This is a genomic window from Thiopseudomonas alkaliphila (genome assembly GCF_001267175.1).
GTDB lineage: Bacteria > Pseudomonadota > Gammaproteobacteria > Pseudomonadales > Pseudomonadaceae > Oblitimonas > Oblitimonas alkaliphila.
The window spans coordinates 243,244-260,548 of record NZ_CP012358.1 but is presented as its reverse complement, the minus strand read 5'-3'; the positions used below and the strand labels follow the sequence as shown (position 1 = coordinate 260,548).

The following is a 17,305-nucleotide window of genomic DNA, read 5'->3' as shown; positions in this document are numbered from 1 at the left end:
TAACAGCTTTAAAATCACCCCACTAGCATTGGCAACCTTACTTTAGTCATAGCTATCGCGAGTTTTTGTGTTTCTTAAAGGTTAAACTTAGGACGCTAAATTTATTATTCTTTCGTTCAACAATTTAGCCTTTTTTGGCCTTGTAACTTTCAGCTATTAGTCACAAAATAATATAGTAATACCACTAACGATATATAGTGTATTTCTCAGACTGAAGTACACTCCTCTATTTTTAAGGAGTTACCCATGACGATTGCCACCAATACCCCCTACGAAGAACTGACCGTAGGCCAACAGGCTACCTTTACTAAAGCCGTAACGGAAAAAGATATTCTGATGTTTGCAGCTGTGTCAGGAGATGCCAACCCGGTACACCTGGATGCAGAGTTTGCCGCCACCACTATGTTCAAAGAACGTATTGCTCACGGCATGTTCAGCGGTGCTTTAATCAGTGCGGCTATTGCTTGCGAACTACCAGGGCCTGGCTCGATTTATTTGGGTCAAGAATTAACCTTCACTCGCCCAGTCAAACTAGGCGATACCCTGACGGTAGAACTAGAAGTTCTAGAGAAGCTACCTAAAGGCCGTGTTCGCATCGCAACCCGTGTAGTTAACCAAGAAGGCAAAGCCGTGGTTGAAGGCGAAGCTAAAGTATTAGCGCCCAACGAAAAATTGTCCCTTGAGTTAGCCACTGTACCTAACTTTATTGCTGAATAAGCATTCAGCGATCCCTGGCTTATTAGCTAGCGCTTAGCTAATAAGTCAGCATTAACTTCACAGCAAGCACCTTGTGGCAAATCGCCTAAGTGCCAAGGACCAATACGTACCCGCACCAAACGTAAGGTCGGCAAACCAACCGCCGCCGTCATACGTCGCACCTGTCGGTTGCGTCCCTCACTGATTGTTAGCTCAATCCAGCTGGTAGGAATACTGGCTCGATAACGCACCGGTGGTACCCGTGGCCATAACCCTTGGGGCTCTTCTATTAAGCGTGCTGTAGCCGGTTTGGTGACGCCATCTTTAAGCTGCACTCCCTGCCGCAACTGCTCCAACTGAGCTTCGCTGGCCTGCCCCTCGACTTGCGCCCAATAGGTTTTGCTGACCTGATATTTTGGCTCACTGATTCTGGCCTGTAAGCGCCCATCATTGGTTAACAGCACCAAGCCTTCACTGTCTCGATCAAGGCGACCAGCTGGATACACATCTTGGCGCTGCACATAGTTTGCGAGAGTGGCTCGCCCTTGTCCGTCGGTAAATTGAGTTAAAACATCAAAGGGCTTATTCAGCATAAGTAACACTGGTGCGCTAGTTTTGGCAGAACCCGAATGTGGTCGTCGAGTACGTGGTTTAGACACAGCTTTAGTTGCCACTGAAAACTTTTTGCCGCGTCTAGCTCCCTTCACTTCACTCATGCTTGGAGCAGGCTAATCAATTGTTCAATCCAAGGCACAGCATCTAGCTCTGGGGTTACTGTCGCGCTGCTATCCAGTCTCAGCATCGGCTGTAATTCAGTAATACCTAACTCAGCAAACATTTCCCGCACCTGCTCACCGCCCGCGCAAAAAGTTTCACCATAACTGGCATCACCCAAAGCAATAATAGCGCCTTGCTTAATCGCCCACTGGGGTGGCATATCTTGCAACTCATGCACCAAGACGTTTAAAGCCCCAGGCAACTCGCCCATACCGGTGGTGGACGTCACCACTAATAGTACCTCAGCCTCACTGGCAGCTAACTGCTGATAGGTCACACGGTTGTTATACTCAACATCAATTCCTTGGGCTTGTAACATTTCCTCGGCTGCATAGGCCACTTCTTCTGAGGTACCAAATACCGTTCCAGAAACAATCACTACTTTCTTCATTACTGTACTCCAGCCCTTAAACTGATTGTTTATGCTCAGTAGCTGCTAGTGGCTGATAGCTAAAGCAGAGCTCTTGCTGCTGGCAGTCAGCCACTACCGAACCACCCTGCTGTAACTCGCCAAATAAGATCGCCTCAGCCAATACTCGCTTAATTTTATCTTGGATCACGCGAGCTAAAGGTCTTGCCCCCATGGCCGGGTCATAGCCCACCTTAGCCAGCCAAGTTTTAGCTGCAGCAGTAAGCTCAAGATAAACTTTTTTCTCTTCTAGCTGCATTTGTAGCTCAGCTATTTGTTTATCAACAATGCTGGTTAAGGTTTGCTCTGACAGGCGGCCAAACTGAATAATACTATCTAAGCGGTTCCGAAACTCTGGGCTAAATAATTTATTAATTTCACCCAGCGCATCACTGGCATGATCTTGCTGGGTAAAACCAATCGATGCCCGAGCTGCCACAGTCGCACCAGCATTGGTGGTCAAGATAATCACCACATTGCGAAAATCTGCTTTACGCCCGTTGTTATCGGTTAAGGTGCCGTTATCCATTACCTGTAATAACAGGTTGAAGACTTCAGGGTGGGCCTTTTCAATTTCATCAAATAACAACACAGAGTGTGGCTGCTGAGTAATGGCCTCAGTTAACAATCCGCCCTGATCAAAACCAACGTAGCCAGGCGGTGCACCAATTAAACGCGATACCGTATGCTTTTCCATATACTCCGACATATCAAAGCGAATCAGCTCTACGCCTAACGCACGGGCGAGTTGCTTGGCCACTTCGGTTTTACCCACACCGGTAGGTCCGGCAAATAAGAACGAGCCAATCGGCTTATTAGGCTGACGTAAGCCTGCTCGAGACAGCTTAATTGCACTACTTAAGGCTTCAATCGCCGGCTCTTGGCCAAACACAGTTAGCTTTAAATCACGCTCTAAATTTTTAAGCACTTCTTTATCGCTGGCGCTGACTTGACGCTCAGGAATACGCGCAATTTTCGCAATCACGGCTTCAATTTCCGACACCCCAATTTCAGTTTTACGCTGTGCACTGGGTTGTAACTGCTCGTAAGCGCCCGCTTCATCAACCACATCGATCGCGGTATCTGGTAAGTGTCGATCAGTAATATAACGCGCGGCTAATTCCGCAGCAGTACGTAATGCCTCATCGCTATAGCTGATCTGATGATGCTGCTCAAACTGACTTTTTAAACCTTGTAAAATTAAGTAGGTGTCTTGCACTGAAGGTGCTTGAATATCGACCTTTTGAAAGCGACGCGCCAATGCCCGATCTTTTTCAAAAATACCGCGATATTCTTGAAACGTAGTCGAGCCCATACAACGTAACTGTCCAGAGCTGAGCAAAGGCTTAATTAAATTGGAAGCATCCATCGCACCTGAAGATACCGCACCGGCACCAATAATAGTGTGAATCTCATCAATAAACAGTACGCTATCAGGCTGCTTGGCCAGCTCAGCAAGCAAGCTTTTAAGACGCTTTTCAAAATCACCACGGTATTTGGTACCGGCTAACAAAGCGCCTAAATCTAGGGAGTAAACTACCGTATCAGCTAAAATGGCAGGCACCTTTCCCGCGACAATATTTTTTGCTAAACCTTCGGCAATCGCAGTTTTACCCACTCCGGCCTCACCCACTAATAACGGATTATTTTTCCGCCGCCGAGCTAAAATTTGCGCTACTCGCTCTAACTCTTGTTCCCGCCCAATTAACGGATCAATCTTATTTTGCTCAGCTAGCAGATTAAGGTTTTGTGTGTACTTATCTAACGCACTTTTCTGACTGCTTTGCTCAGTCTCTGATTCTTCTAGTGCCTCTTCAGTTAATGCTGGCTCAGCTAAGTCCTCACCATGGGACAGATAAGTCACTGCCTCTAAACGCGTCAGTCCAGCTTTTTCCAACATATACACGGCGTGACTATCGAGCTCAGAATAAATCGCAATCAGCGCATTACCACAGGTTACCTCCGTACGACCAGAACTATGTACGTGGGATACGGCTCTTTGTAAGACACGCTGAAAGCCAAGGGTTGGCTCAGGAGCATTCATTAACAACGCATTAGATTGATGGGTGGTTAAAATAAATGCCAAAACTTCTTGCTTAAGCGGCTCTAGATGTACGCCACAGCCGGCGATGATTTTTTGCACCTCAACACTTTCTAGCAGCGCTAAGAGTAAATGCTCAACACTGACATACTCATGCTGATAGTCTGCCGCCTCTTTAAACGCAAGGTTAAGGGCTTTTTCTAATTCTTGAGTCAACATGCCATAACCACCTAAATAATTTGCCTAACATTCATACTGTATTACGCTACAGGCTCAAACTCGCACAGCAGCGGATGCCCATTATCCCTTGCACAATCAGTGACTTGCTGTGCTTTAGTCTCAGCAATATCACGTGTAAAAACGCCGCACACTCCTTTGCCTTCAAAGTGCACCTTTTGCATCACGGCAAAGGCTTGCTCTTGGCTCATGGCAAAAAACACCTCTAACACCTCTACCACAAAATCCATCGGCGTGTAGTCATCATTTAATAAAACCACTTGATACATCGGAGGTTCTTTCAGCTGCGGCTTAGCGGGTGCTTCCGCTAAACCTATACCAGAGTCTGAATCCTCGGATTGCCACTGACTGTTATGTAGATAAGGTGTCATTTAATTCACTTTTAGCCAAAATAAAAAACAAAAAATTGATATGCCTCGCAAGCTACCACTCTGCAGATTGACAGCTGTTAAGTGCTGTTTTAAAAATATCGAGTGCATAAAAAACTTACGGGGACTAAGCAAAATTAGGCCCATTATGAAGCATGCAAGTAATTTATGTTACCCCTAGCAAGCGAGTAAGAAATCAGAGGAAGTAGTAATGATTCACGGTAAAGTTAAATGGTTTAACAACACCAAAGGCTATGGTTTTATTGTAGTGGATGGTGGCCAGCAAGATATCTTCGCGCACCACTCAGCGATTAATATGGAAGGCTATCGCTCGCTAAAAGCTGGACAAAAATTGACATCCTCCCCGACCTAAAGGGCGGGGATTCCTACAGCTAGACGGCCATGCCCGACCGCGAGAATGTTCTTGGCCGCGTTTACATCGCGGTCGCTGTGCGTGACACCACACGCACTGCACATCCATTCTCTTATTCCAAGCCCTGCGATACCTCTCGGCCTGCTATCGGGCAGTGCGCCACAACAGCTACAGGTTTGGGTGGTGTATGCCTCGTTCACTTCCTTAAAAACAATGCCAGCGTGATCGCTTTTATACTTCAGCATTGTTTTTAATTGACCCCAGCCAGCGTCCAACACTGACTTGGCCATCTTGGTTTTAACGAGTTTTAGACTACTGACATTGCCGACATAGATTTCACCGCAGCGGTTGACCAACGTGCGACTGAACTTGTGCAGCGTATCTTTTCTACGGTTAGCAATCTTGGCGTGAATGGTTTTGACTTGAGTTTTATTTCTAGCCCGTTGTGCTATGGCTAATTTTTCCTCAAGACCGCGATAGAAGCGACCCGCCTCCAGCTTTGTGCCGTCCGAGCAGGTGGCTGTGTCGGTTAAGCCAAGATCAATACCGATACAGTCTTGTCCCTTGGGCATCACTACATCAACTTCAACCACCACATTGAAGTACCAGCGGCCACGGGCATCCTCGTTGAACGAGGCAGACTTGAACGTATACTGTGACAGACCGTAGCTGTCCCATACGTTGAAGTAGTGGCCGTTGTGATAAACCTGACCATTCTTCCATTTGGCCATGCCTGTATTGATCGGTATCCAGCCCAGTGAGCGGCGTACACCGCCAGACTTGCGCCAACTAAGGCGTGATTTCTTGAACTGTCTGCGGCGCGTAGCGTACTCAGCACCTACCTTCTGCACCGTGTGACTATGTAGTGGTCAAATAATTCCAGACACTTTGTTAAGAATTTCTTCCGCTGCTAGCGGAGTCAAGCCACGATTAAATGTATGTGGTCGTTGCTGATTATAATATTTCATCAGGTAACCACTGATATCTTTTTGAGCAGCCATAAAACTGTTATACCCAAACATTGGTACCCACTCTGTTTTTAAGCTACGAAATAGTCGCTCCACCGGTGCATTATCCCAGCAGTTACCTCGGCGACTCATACTTTGAACCATGCGATATTGCCATAGACGCTGACGAAACTGATAGCTAGCGTACTGTGAGCCTTGATCTGAGTGAAATAACACACCTTGCGGACGACCGCGCTGCTCCCATGCATGCTCTAACGATTTTACGATTAAGCTGGCATCAGCTGTTTCAGACATAGACCAACCAACTACCCGTCGAGCATAAAGATCCAAAACAACTGCTAGGTAACTCCAGCGCTGACCTGTCCAGATGTAAGTAATATCCCCGCACCAAACTTGATTAGGTCGTGTTACAGCAAACTTCCTGTCTAAACGGTTCGGTATATCAAGTCGTTCAAGCGTGGCTTGTTTGTACACGTGCGAGCCTGGCTGCTTACATGATAGACCGAGTTCGTTCATCATCTTACGCACCTTAAAACGACCTATAGTGACACCTTGTTTACTCAGCATACATTGCAAAGTGCGACTGCCCGCTGAGTAGCGACTCTTGTTAAATAATTGACTTACCAGCGCTCTTAGCTTGATGTGCTCGACATCTACTCGTCGCGATCTTTTTCGATACTCATAGTAACAAGAGCGATTAACCTCAAAGGTCGCACACACGATTTCAACAGGGGCATACTCTCTTAACTTCTCAATTAGCGTGTATGTTTCCAATCGTCCGACATTAAGAGAGCTGTAGCCTTTTTTAATATGGATTTCTCCATCTCAAGCCGTCTGCAGCGCTCTTCAAGCTCTTGAATGCGCTGTTGTTCTTGGGTTATTGCTTTACCTTTTGGAGTGATACCTTGACGCTCTTCTGAGAGCTGTTTAACCCATCGGTGCAAGGCCGACTTACTCACACCTAATGATGTGCAGGCTTGGGCAAGACTGTAGCCTTGATCAAGCACCAAGCTAGCGGCTTCTTGTTTGAATTCTGGAGTAAAAGTACGTTGTTTGTTTATCATAGAGCACCTCTTTATGGCGAACATTATCGCCTAAGTAGATGTCTGGTTTCATTAGACCACTACACTATGCAATCCCAGCTCTTTGTGCACACCCTGCGTGTACTTCTGGATAGTGTAGGCAGACAAAAACACGCCACGCTCTTTGATTGAGCGGTGACTAAGTTCGTTCACATAGTTCCAGACAAAGTTCACCGACCGCGCCATGTTATTTAGCAGTGGTCGGTGCTTATCTTTAACTCGAACTTTTAAAGTCTTGGTCTGCTTCATGCTTTCGATTATATTTGGTCTATGAGAAAAAACAATACATATAGAACAGGCCGACACTGCATTTTTGAGCTTCATGCTCACTTGGTCTTTATTACGAAGTACCGTGGCGCTGTGTTTGCCGATAATCATCTTAGGTCGCTGGAAAGTATCTTTCGCAGCGTGTGTACGGACTTTGAAACGGAGTTAGTGGAGTTCAATGGCGAAGCCGACCACGTTCACCTGCTGGTGAACTTTCCACCGAAAGTATCGGTATCGAAACTGGTGAATAGTTTGAAAGGGGTGTCGAGCCGGAGGCTCAAACTGTTACACCCTGAGCTGGTTAAACTTGCATACATGAAAAACGCGCTCTGGAGTCCCAGCTACTACGCGGGAAGTGTGGGTGGCGCTCCTATTTCAGTGATTAGACAATACATTGAGCAACAAGCCCGACCGCATTAAGGGAGGCTAACGCCTCCCAGTGCTATCCTTCCCCGCACTAGAAGTACGGGGCTTGTCACGCATTTTGGTCACCTTTGAGCAAACGCCTGCCCCCAAAGGCATGCATGCCATCAATATTCGTTTAATCAGCGAGAAGTAAGGCAGGTTTTAGTAACTCAAGCTGCCATTGCAGCAGCCTGAGTTGTTTCACTTATCTATTAGTGATGGTGATGATGTTCTGCTTCTACCGCATCATTAGCGCGTACTGTTACAGTTAACTCCACCTCTCCCGACTCCTTAAACGTCAGCTGTAATGGAAACTGCTCACCCGCTACCAGCGGACGCTTTAAGCCCATTAACATAATGTGGTAGCCCGATGGCTCCAATACCACTGTCTGCCCAGCAGCAACTTCTAAATCGTCTACTTTGACCATACGCATCAAGTCATTTTCATGGATGTGGGCATGAATTTCTGCACTTTCGGCAATAACTGGCGCCGCAGCAGCAATTAATTTGTCATTATTTTTTCCAGTATTGGTCACTGAAAAAAAGGCAATACCGTTTTGTGCCGTCGGTGGTAGCTCTTTACTCCAAGCCTCACCAAAACTTAGCTCTTTTAGCTGTGCTGCCGCTTGCTGTGTATGTCCATGATGAGCCTCATTATGGGCTACAGCTAGCGGGTTAATGGATAGCAAGGCACCTAGTAGGCCAGTTAAAATAAAGGCTTTATGCATCATCAAATTCCTAATTGGTTAGTTATTATTCAGCCTGCACTCTATCAATAACCGCCTTGACTCAACATGCGGCAAAGTGCTGCATAAGCACCCCCAACAAAAAAGCCGCCACCCATAAGAGTGACGGCTTTGATTACAGCAACTAAGGATTAACTTAGAAACGGTAGGTTGCCGAAGCAGTTAAACCGTGGGCGCTATTTTTGTATTTGGCGCTGTAGGCAGCATGAGTAGGTGATGAAGCATCAAATTCACGCTTAACTTTACCTTCACGCTCTTTAATATAAGCGTAAGCCGCATCCACTGTTAGATTATCGGTGGCTTTCCAGCCCACCCCCATACCAAAGATCATACGGTCACTTACTGGAATACGTACGTTACGGTAGTCATTGTTAGTTGGCGACTCATCCCAAGCCAAACCAGCACGTAATGCTACTTCTGGATTTAGCTGATACTCAGCACCGGCTGAGAATGACCAAGTATCGGCCCACTTCAGCTCTTCTTTTGAGCTACTGGTATCAATTTCATTGTACTTAGATAAAGGCTCGATTTTTTCCAGACGGCTCCAACGGGTCCAAGTAGCACCAGCATGCACTGTCCATTGATCATTCAGCTTATGGGTAACTGAAGTATCAATCGATTCTGGTGTAGTAAAGTCTAATGATCCTTTGAACTTACCATTTTTGATATTATTACCCTGAGCTTGTGCACTGCCCACAAATATAGGATTTAAACCAGATACTGTAATATCGCCTTTAAGCTTATACTTTACTTTCGAGTGATAGGTTAAGCCCCAAGTTGTGCGATCTGATAGATCAATCATCACCCCAAGGTTATAGCCATAACCCATATCATCGCCTTTAACTTTAGACTTTCCTTCTGCAAACTTAATAGGCTGTCCAACCTGCTGAGATGCAACAGCTGAAGCAGCTTGCATATCAATATTACGCGTTAACTCCCCATCAATCCGGTTAATGGTTGGACCAAAACCTACTGCGATGCGGTCATTAAACTTATAGCTAACCGTTGGCTGCACAGTAATTACCCGCACCTCACTGTATAAGCCCTGCGAACGACCAGCAAAGTCTTTTTCATAATCACTGATTACACCAAAGGGTACATAGACGCCTAAACCGACAGCCCAGTTCTCATCAATTTCAGAAGAAAAATAACCAAAAGGTACTGCGGCAAAAGGCACCATGTCACCTTTGTTACGGCCTTTCCCATTAAAAGGATGCCCGTCATTAGTTTGCTTAATATCGACATTGGCATGTACTGCAGCCATACCACCCGATACCTGGGTACCTTTTAATTTAGATAGACCTGCAGGGTTACCATAGATGGTACTGCCATCTAAGGCTGAAGAGGCACGACCTGCGTATGCAGTACCTGCGCCACTTGCGCTTTGTTCGTTAATCGCTAAACCATTAGCCAAGGTATAAGTAGAGGCGGCAGCTAAGCTAATGGCTAGGGTTGTCCGTAAAAATGGAATGCGCATTATTTTTGTACTCCTAAGATGTGTGAACGCACATGCAAGCTAACAAGCTTTAGAAAAGAGACCAACAACCAAATTACTGTCGGAATACGCCTTTAGTAGATAAATTCTGCAATAAAAAAAACTGCCGCGGTTTTTGCAGCAGTTTTTATTTTTTGTCCGACAATTAATTGTCAGGCGATATAACTAACTGTAGCTAATTTCGCTGAATACTCTTTAATTAGCACATATTATGACTGATAAGTCAGACTATTTTAAGGGTTTTGATGCAAATGAACCACTGCATGGTCAATCACCGCACCACCACTCCAAGGTTTATCATCATTAATAATGGCTACTAATGCCCACTGATTATTCTGCTTATCGCGCACATAACCGGCTAAAGCCCGCACATTACGCAGGGTTCCGGTTTTTAAATGGGCTTTACCGCGTACCACAGTGTTCTTCATTCGATTACGCAAAGTGCCGTCCATGCCGGCAATGGGTAAAGAAGAAATAAACTCAGCTGAAAACGGGCTTTCCCAAGCGGCCTTTAGCATATAAGCCAATTCACGGGCACTTACACGCTCATTACGTGATAGCCCTGAACCATTCTCAATGGTTAGGTGTTGAGCCGGAATCTTTTTATGGCGCATCAATTGATTAATCATGCGCTTAGCTGCTGCCGCATCATCGCGGTCTGAAGCTGTGCGGTGCTGGGCGCCAATACTTAAAAAAACTTGCTTGGCCATAGTGTTATTACTGTATTTGTTGACGTCACGAATCACTTCCGTCAAATCAGCTGAGTAGGCACGAGCTACCACATGGCTATTCGCCACTACCGGTGCTACCCGATCCCGCCCCTGAATCGACCCACCCAACTCACGCCACATAGAACGAATCACGCCCGCCACATATTGCGGATGATCAAGCAGCGCCACATAACTTTGGCTCCGGCAACCAGAGACAATCTCCCCACTCATCACTAGCTCAGTTTTACCTTCACCTTCCACAGTTTTATAGAACACTCGCGCAGGGTCTTGGCACTTACCTGGGGGTAATAGCTTGATTTGATTAACCACGGTTAGGTTGTCAATGGGCGGCTCAACACTGACTTTAACTTGCTGTTGCTGACCTAATGCAATAATGCGCATTGCCTTAAAGTTAACCAACAGCGAGTCTGGCTCAACTAAAAAAGGTTTATTTTGATCAGAGCCATCATCATCAAAGGGTTCTAATCGCGGTAAAGAAAAATAATGATTATCCAACACCAAATCACCGGTCACAGTGGTGACCCCATTGGCTTTTAAATCCCTAAGCAGTAACCAAAGTTTTTCCATAGTGAGTTTAGGATCACCACCGCCTTTGACATAGAGATTACCTTGTAGCACCCCATCCTTAAGTATGCCATCGCTCGCCAGCTCGGTTTTCCATTGATAGGCCGGGCCCAATAACTCTAAAGCAGAATAAGTAGTCACTAACTTCATGGTCGATGCAGGATTAATTGCCGTATCGGCATTATAGAAAATAGCACGCCCTGGACCAGTTAAAGGAATTGCTGCCAATGATAAGGACTGACCGGATAAATTATTTTTTGTCAGCACCTGCTCAATCGATGCTGGTAATCCACTGGCCTGCGCCAGTAGAGGTAAACTTAAGGTCATAGCACAAGCGCTAAGTACAGAACGCATTAAGAACTTTGCAAACATTTAACCAATCCACTTGATAATAAATAAAAAAAGCCTGCCCTAAAGTGTAATAGCCGCTGCCCTAAAGCGATAGCCAACGGCTGACATCGAGGCAAAAAAAAGGCTAACTCCCAGAAGTTAGCCTCTCTTAGTCCGCCTATTTTGCTTAAGGTTTGTGCTCTCGCTCTAAAAACTCTTGCGACTGCATTTCTAGCAAGCGACTTTCTGTGCGCTCAAACTCAAATGCTAGACGTTTGCCCTTATACAGCTCTGTTAGGGCTACCTCAGCTGAAATAATTAGCTTAACGTTACGATCGTAAAACTCATCCACCAAGTTAATAAAACGACGCGCCACATCTTCGTGATAGGTATCCATCTGTTCGACATTGGATAAAATTACCGTACTAAAAATTTTACCCAGCTCAATGTAGTCATTTTGACTACGGGGCCCATCACAGACTGCACGAAAATCAAACCAAGCCACATCACCCGCTACTTTGCGAGCAATAATTTCACGCTTTTCAATCGTCAAAGAAACATTTTCTTCAACCTTTACCGTGCCGTGCAGCAAACTTTTAAAACTTGCCTCTAAGGCCTGATCCACTGCTGGCGAAAGTGGCCAATGGAATAACTCTGCTTGCTCTAACGCACGTAAGCGATAGTCAATGCCGCTATCCACGTTAACCACTTCAGTATGCTCTTTGATCAGCGCAATAGCCGGTAAAAAACGGGCCCGCTGTAATCCATCTTTGTATAAATCATCAGGTACAATGTTTGAAGTCGCCACCAAGGTCACACCATGGCCAAATAACTCTTCAAATAAGCCGCCTAAAATCATCGCATCGGTAATATCAGAGACGAAAAACTCATCAAAACAAATGACTCGTGCTTCATCTGCAAAACGTTTCGCTACGATAGTCAGAGGGTTTTTTTCACCTTCAAGCTGGGTTAACTCTTCATGCACGCGTTTCATAAAACGGTGAAAGTGAGTACGCATTTTTTGCTCAAAGGGCAAGGCATCAAAAAAAGTATCCACTAAGTAGGTTTTACCGCGACCGACTCCACCCCAGAAATAAATACCTTTAATCGGTGCTGGTTTTTTAGCGAACAATCGACCAAACAGACCACCCGAATTGCTTGGTTGCTTAACTAGATCATCATATAAACGCTGCAAATGACGCACGGCGTTGGCTTGAGCCTCATCACGAAAAAAATCAGGGCGTTGCAAATCTTGTTCATAGCGTTCCAAAGGTGTCATGAGCGATACAGTTCCAACCAGTAACAATAGACTGAGCGTCTATTGGCAATAACAGCAAAATTAACCTGCACGTTTAAGTAAGTAAAAACCTACCAAGGCGCAGACCGAAGCGGGCAATAATACAGCGAGTAATGGAGAAAACCCAAAAACTAAGCTGGAAGGCCCCAATAAGTCCTGCACAATCTTAAACACAAAACCAACTAATACCCCAGTAAATACCCGTTGCCCTAAGGTAACTGAACGCAGAGGCCCAAAAATAAAGGAAATGGCGAGTAAAACTAAAGCCGCAGTTACCAAGGGTTGCAGCACTTTACTCCAAAACGCCAACCAGTAACGGCTACTGTTTAAGCCCTGCTCGGCCAAGTAATGGGCATACCCCCACAATCCAGACACCGGTAACGCATCCGGGCTCATCACTACAATACTGAGCAGCTCAGGCTCTAAATCCACCGCCCAAATCTGCTGTGCTGCATGTTTAACTTGAGTGTTACGCGGTGCAAACTCGGTAGTTGCCACCTCAAACAACTGCCAGTGATCGCCTTGGTAGGTGGCGCGCTTGGCAAAACTTGCGCTTAATAAATGCTGATTTTCATCAAACTGATAACGCGTGACCCCGATTAACTCGCCGCCTGGCTGCACTGAGTTGATATGGATGTACTCTTTACCCTGACGATGCCAAATACCGTGCTTGCCACCAGTTTGCGCCGTGCTACCACCTAAAGCCAAGGAACGATCAGCTTGCGCCTTAGCTTCAGTCCAAGGCGCAAGATATTCACCGATTAAAATACCGGCCAGCATCACTACCAGCATGGGTTTCATCACCGCCCAGATAATCCGGCGCAGTGAAACTCCGGCGGCGCGCATCACGGTTAGCTCGCTGTTACTGGCTAAGGTGCCTAAACCTACTAAACAGCCAATAAGTGCAGCCATCGGCAGCATGTCATATAACCGCCGTGGCGTAGTATAAAACACATAAGAAGCCACTTGCCCCAAACCATAACCGTCACGGATATCGCTCAGTTCATCAATAAAAGCAAATAGTAACGCCAGCCCTACTAAGACTAATAACACCGCAATAATGGCATTAAATACACTCAGGCCAATATAACGATCTAACTTACGCATGCTGAGCTCCTGCACGGCGAGCTAACCACAATAATTGCAGGCGCTCCCAATAGTTTAATAACAAGCCAATCAGGGCAAACACAATGTGCACCGGCCATAAACCTAAAGCGGCAGGAAAAGTGCCTTTATCCAATGCGCTGCGGGTAAAAATCAGTAAGCCCAGGTACAGCATATAAAGCAGTATAGCGGGCAACAGCTTTAAAAATCGGCCTTGACGTGGATTCACTTTAGCCAACGGCACCGCAATTAACGTCACCACAAACACTAAAATCGGCAGTGCGGTTCGCCACTGTAGCTCGTTCTTTAAACGCGGCTGCTCGGCGCCTAACAGTTGCTGAGTGGGCATTGCTTCACGCTCGGTAATCACTTCTCCGGTACTGGGTTTAGGCAATAACACACCATAGGTGTCGTACTGAATGACTCGGTAATCCGCTTGCCCAGGTTCACCGTCATAGCGATAGCCGTCTTGCAAAATCAAATAACGCTCACCATTATCTTGAACCTCTTGCCAGCCGGTTTTGGCAACCAACACCGTCACATCCGTTTGCTTGCCACTACTGGATAAACGTTTTTCAGAAATAAATACATTTTTTAGCTGTTTTTTACCTTCCACCAACTCTTCAGTGTAGGTCACCCGAGTACCGTCACGCATGCCCTGAAAGCGCCCTGCCTCTAAGGTATCAAACTCAGTAAGGCTGTCTTGCGCATGGAGAATTTGGTTCACTTGAGTGATGCCTTGGGGAGTTAAAAAGAAACTAAGCCATGCCACCAATAACGCCACAATCACTGCTGGAAATAAAGTGTAGCCAAGTAAACGTCGAGGACTCATACCTGTAGCCGTTAACACCGTCATTTCACTTTCTAAGTACAAACGACCGTAGGCAAGAAGAATCCCTAAAAATAATCCAAGTGGTAGAATTAGTTGTAGAAAGCCTGGGATACGGTAGGCCATGATCAGCAATAAAACACTGGGATCTAATGCACCTTGGGCAGCCTGTGCAAGATAACGAATAAATCGCCCACTCATGGTGATCACCAGTAACACAGCGCTCACGGCAGTTAAGGTCACTAAGACCTCCCGTGATAAGTAACGAAAAACGATCAAAAGTATGCTCCAGTTGTCAAGGCTGCCTTTGCAGCGCAAACTAGTAACCCAGCTAAATTTGGTTCAGGTTAAACCAATCAACAATTAAAAATTGCCAGTATTATAACCATCTACTGGCCTTTGTCTTGGGAATGATTATTTATGCAATTCACCGCAATCACCTCACCTGCTCAGCAAGTTAGTACCGAGCTACTAATTTTACCCATTTTTAGCGAGCAACCCTTAAGTAATTCTGCTGCCGCGTTAAATCAAGCGCTGAACAATCAACTACAAACCTTAATTGACCAAGGTGATTTCACTGCTAGCGCCGCCAGCACCTTACTGCTACCTGCTGTGCAAGGCATTGCCGCCAAGCGTTTACTACTCGTTGGATGTGGTAAAGCACCCCTGTCAGATGCCGCCACGCGCAAATTAGTTTCCGCAGCGATTAAATCAGCCAAAACTCTAAACATTACCAAAGCCAGTTTGCTAGTGGATGGGCTGGAAGTAAAACAACGGGACTGCTATCAAATCACACGTTTGATTGCTGAAGAAGCCAACAGTACGTTGTATGTGTTTGATCAGTTTAAGTCAGAGAAAAAACCAGCGACTCAGCTCAATGAGCTAGAGCTTGTGGTAGCAGAAGCTGACCTTGCGGCTGCAGAGCAAGCAGCCAGCCACGCCCAAGCCATTGCTTTAGGTATGAACTTCACCAAAGATTTAGGTAACTTACCCGGCAATATTTGCCATCCTAGTTACCTTGCTGAACAAGCCCAACAACTGGCCAAGGACTACGCCAATCTAAGTGTTGAAGTGCTTGATGAACAAGCGATGGAAAGCTTAGGCATGGGCGCTTTATTAGCGGTCGCGAAAGGCAGCGAGCAACCTCCGCGATTAGTTATTATGCAATATACGGGGGCCAAGGATGACAGCCAACCACTAGCGCTAGTAGGTAAAGGAATTACCTTTGACACCGGCGGTATCAGCCTAAAACCTGGGGCAGGCATGGACGAAATGAAATACGACATGTGTGGCGCCGCCAGTGTACTAGGCACTATGAAAGCCGTGCTTGAGTTACAGTTACCTATCAACTTAGTCGGGGTTATGACTTGCGCGGAAAATATGCCAAGTGGCCGCGCAACTCGTCCGGGTGACATCGTTACCACCATGAGCGGTCAGACCGTTGAGATTCTTAACACCGATGCCGAAGGCCGCTTAGTCCTTTGCGATGCTTTAACCTATGTTGAGCGTTTTAAGCCCAAAGCAGTGATTGATATTGCCACCCTTACTGGCGCTTGCTTGGTGGCCTTAGGCGATAAAACCAGCGGCCTACTAGGTAATGATGAAGAACTGATTCAGCAAGTATTAGCAGCTGGTAAAACAGCAGGTGATGTGGCGTGGCAGCTACCACTGTTTGATGACTACCAAGAGCAACTAGACAGTCCTTTTGCCGATATTGCCAATATTGGTGGTCGTTTTGCCGGCACCATTACTGCAGCCTGCTTCTTGTCACGCTTTACTAAAAATTATCCTTGGGCACACCTCGATGTGGCCGGCACGGCTTGGATCAGTGGCGGCGCTAACAAAGGCGCATCTGGTCGCCCAGTCCCGCTACTGACTCAGTTTGTACTGGATAACCTCTAAATGCGCGTAGAGTTTTACGTACTCCCCAGCCAAGATAACGCAGACCGCCTTCGGGCGGCCTGTCGTTTGGCGGTTAAAGCCTGGCGTGCTAATTGGCCCACCATTATCCGCTGTGCTGATGAGGCAGAAGCAGAAACTGTTAACCAGTTACTCTGGACCTTTCGTAGCGACTGCTTTATCCCCCATGATCTAATCACGGAAAATCCTCAATCACCGGTGCTGATTGCCAGTGATCACTCTTTACCTAATAACCAAGGCTTGCTAATTAGTCTGCACCCTACTCCTTATGCAGAGCCTAACCATTTTAGCCGCATTATCGAAATTGTTAATCAAGCGCCCAACACCTTACAACAGTGCCGCCAAAATTTTGTGCATTATCGCAAACTGCAACTCAATCCGCAGCGAGTCGAACTCTAAGCCCAAGTTCTAAATACAAGTAAACTTTTTAGGGTTTATGGGTTCATCTATGCCTTACTTACTGCATTAGATCCTGCCATGAACTCAGATAAGCCCACTGCTTCGATACCACCTACCGAGCCACACATTCATTATCACTGTCTGCGCTGTCAGTGGTCACAGAGCTTGCCACTGCCGCCTAATGCTAAAGACTCCAATCCCTTACCACTGTGCTGCCCTGTGTGTAACAATCCAGAGTTACGCTTTACTTTTTCCAGTTAAATCATC

16 protein-coding genes and 2 pseudogenes are annotated in these 17,305 nt (G+C 46.2%); 5 read left to right on the top strand and 13 right to left on the bottom strand.

From position 1 onward, the window contains the following. Positions 1-246 precede the first annotated feature (246 nt). On the top strand, positions 247-717 hold the full coding sequence (locus AKN87_RS01290; protein WP_053101689.1) for a MaoC family dehydratase: 471 nt from the start codon (positions 247-249) through the stop codon (positions 715-717). 26 nt (positions 718-743) lie between these two features. Here the strand turns inward: AKN87_RS01290 and AKN87_RS01285 are convergent, their stop codons facing one another. Genes AKN87_RS01285 through clpS form a run of 4 tightly spaced genes read right to left on the bottom strand, consistent with a single transcriptional unit; the run spans position 744 to position 4,531 of the window. Next, positions 744-1,412, bottom strand: a complete 669-nt coding sequence (locus AKN87_RS01285; protein WP_080995467.1) for a pseudouridine synthase — start codon at positions 1,410-1,412, stop codon at positions 744-746. Further along, a complete protein-coding gene (locus AKN87_RS01280; protein ID WP_053102232.1) occupies positions 1,409-1,864 on the bottom strand; it encodes a flavodoxin domain-containing protein in 456 nt (151 codons plus the stop codon). The genes AKN87_RS01285 and AKN87_RS01280 overlap by 4 nt, the downstream gene beginning before the upstream one ends. Before the next feature lie 16 nt (positions 1,865-1,880). After that, positions 1,881-4,142, bottom strand: coding sequence for an ATP-dependent Clp protease ATP-binding subunit ClpA (clpA, locus tag AKN87_RS01275; protein ID WP_053102231.1), 2,262 nt, complete (start codon positions 4,140-4,142; stop codon positions 1,881-1,883). 41 nt (positions 4,143-4,183) lie between these two features. Continuing rightward, positions 4,184-4,531, bottom strand: a complete 348-nt coding sequence (clpS, locus tag AKN87_RS01270; RefSeq protein WP_053101686.1) for an ATP-dependent Clp protease adapter ClpS — start codon at positions 4,529-4,531, stop codon at positions 4,184-4,186. 208 nt (positions 4,532-4,739) lie between these two features. On the opposite strand from clpS, the pseudogene AKN87_RS01265 reads away from it, so the two are divergent. Further along, positions 4,740-4,877 (top strand): annotated as a pseudogene (locus AKN87_RS01265) (cold-shock protein); the annotation flags it as partial. 20 nt (positions 4,878-4,897) lie between these two features. On the opposite strand, the pseudogene AKN87_RS01260 reads toward AKN87_RS01265, so the two are convergent. The 3 genes and pseudogenes from AKN87_RS01260 to AKN87_RS12180 form a co-directional block, all read right to left on the bottom strand. Then, positions 4,898-5,755: pseudogene (locus AKN87_RS01260) on the bottom strand (RNA-guided endonuclease InsQ/TnpB family protein); the annotation flags it as partial. Positions 5,756-5,770: 15 nt separating this feature from the next. Beyond that, positions 5,771-6,933 (bottom strand): IS3 family transposase gene (locus tag AKN87_RS01255; protein ID WP_096334862.1). Its coding sequence is split into 2 segments (ribosomal slippage): positions 5,771-6,678 and positions 6,678-6,933, totalling 1,164 coding nucleotides; the frame shifts between segments, so codons are not numbered across the junction. Positions 6,934-6,984: 51 nt separating this feature from the next. Next, a complete protein-coding gene (locus AKN87_RS12180) occupies positions 6,985-7,200 on the bottom strand; it encodes a hypothetical protein (protein ID WP_231692608.1) in 216 nt (71 codons plus the stop codon). 21 nt (positions 7,201-7,221) lie between these two features. On the opposite strand from AKN87_RS12180, the gene tnpA reads away from it, so the two are divergent. After that, positions 7,222-7,638: an IS200/IS605 family transposase gene (gene tnpA, locus AKN87_RS01245; RefSeq protein WP_053102230.1), complete on the top strand. Its 417-nt coding sequence runs from the start codon at positions 7,222-7,224 to the stop codon at positions 7,636-7,638. 197 nt (positions 7,639-7,835) lie between these two features. Here tnpA and AKN87_RS01240 read toward each other — a convergent pair whose 3' ends face one another. The 6 genes from AKN87_RS01240 to lptF all read right to left on the bottom strand — a co-directional run bounded on the left by AKN87_RS01240 (position 7,836) and on the right by lptF (position 14,998). Next, positions 7,836-8,354 (bottom strand): copper chaperone PCu(A)C, encoded by a 519-nt coding sequence (locus AKN87_RS01240; protein ID WP_080995465.1) that lies wholly within the window; start codon positions 8,352-8,354, stop codon positions 7,836-7,838. 151 nt (positions 8,355-8,505) lie between these two features. Beyond that, a complete protein-coding gene (locus AKN87_RS01235) occupies positions 8,506-9,846 on the bottom strand; it encodes an outer membrane protein transport protein (protein WP_053102228.1) in 1,341 nt (446 codons plus the stop codon). 251 nt (positions 9,847-10,097) lie between these two features. Further along, the gene (dacB, locus tag AKN87_RS01230; RefSeq protein ID WP_080995464.1) at positions 10,098-11,531 is read right to left on the bottom strand and encodes a D-alanyl-D-alanine carboxypeptidase/D-alanyl-D-alanine endopeptidase; all 1,434 of its coding nucleotides are present in this window, start codon (positions 11,529-11,531) and stop codon (positions 10,098-10,100) included. A gap of 145 nt (positions 11,532-11,676) precedes the next feature. After that, the gene (zapE, locus tag AKN87_RS01225; RefSeq protein ID WP_053102227.1) at positions 11,677-12,768 is read right to left on the bottom strand and encodes a cell division protein ZapE; all 1,092 of its coding nucleotides are present in this window, start codon (positions 12,766-12,768) and stop codon (positions 11,677-11,679) included. A 60-nt stretch (positions 12,769-12,828) separates the two neighbouring features. Continuing rightward, a complete protein-coding gene (lptG, locus tag AKN87_RS01220; RefSeq protein ID WP_053101680.1) occupies positions 12,829-13,893 on the bottom strand; it encodes an LPS export ABC transporter permease LptG in 1,065 nt (354 codons plus the stop codon). Next, complete coding sequence (gene lptF / locus AKN87_RS01215) at positions 13,886-14,998, bottom strand: LPS export ABC transporter permease LptF (protein WP_053101679.1); 1,113 nt, start codon at positions 14,996-14,998, stop codon at positions 13,886-13,888. Before lptF ends, lptG begins: the two co-directional genes overlap by 8 nt. Before the next feature lie 141 nt (positions 14,999-15,139). Between lptF and AKN87_RS01210 the strand changes: the two genes are divergently transcribed. Then, the gene (locus AKN87_RS01210; protein ID WP_053102226.1) at positions 15,140-16,621 is read left to right on the top strand and encodes a leucyl aminopeptidase; all 1,482 of its coding nucleotides are present in this window, start codon (positions 15,140-15,142) and stop codon (positions 16,619-16,621) included. Further along, entirely contained in the window at positions 16,622-17,038 is a 417-nt protein-coding gene (locus AKN87_RS01205) for a DNA polymerase III subunit chi (protein WP_053101677.1), read from the top strand. Positions 17,039-17,305: the final 267 nt, after the last annotated feature.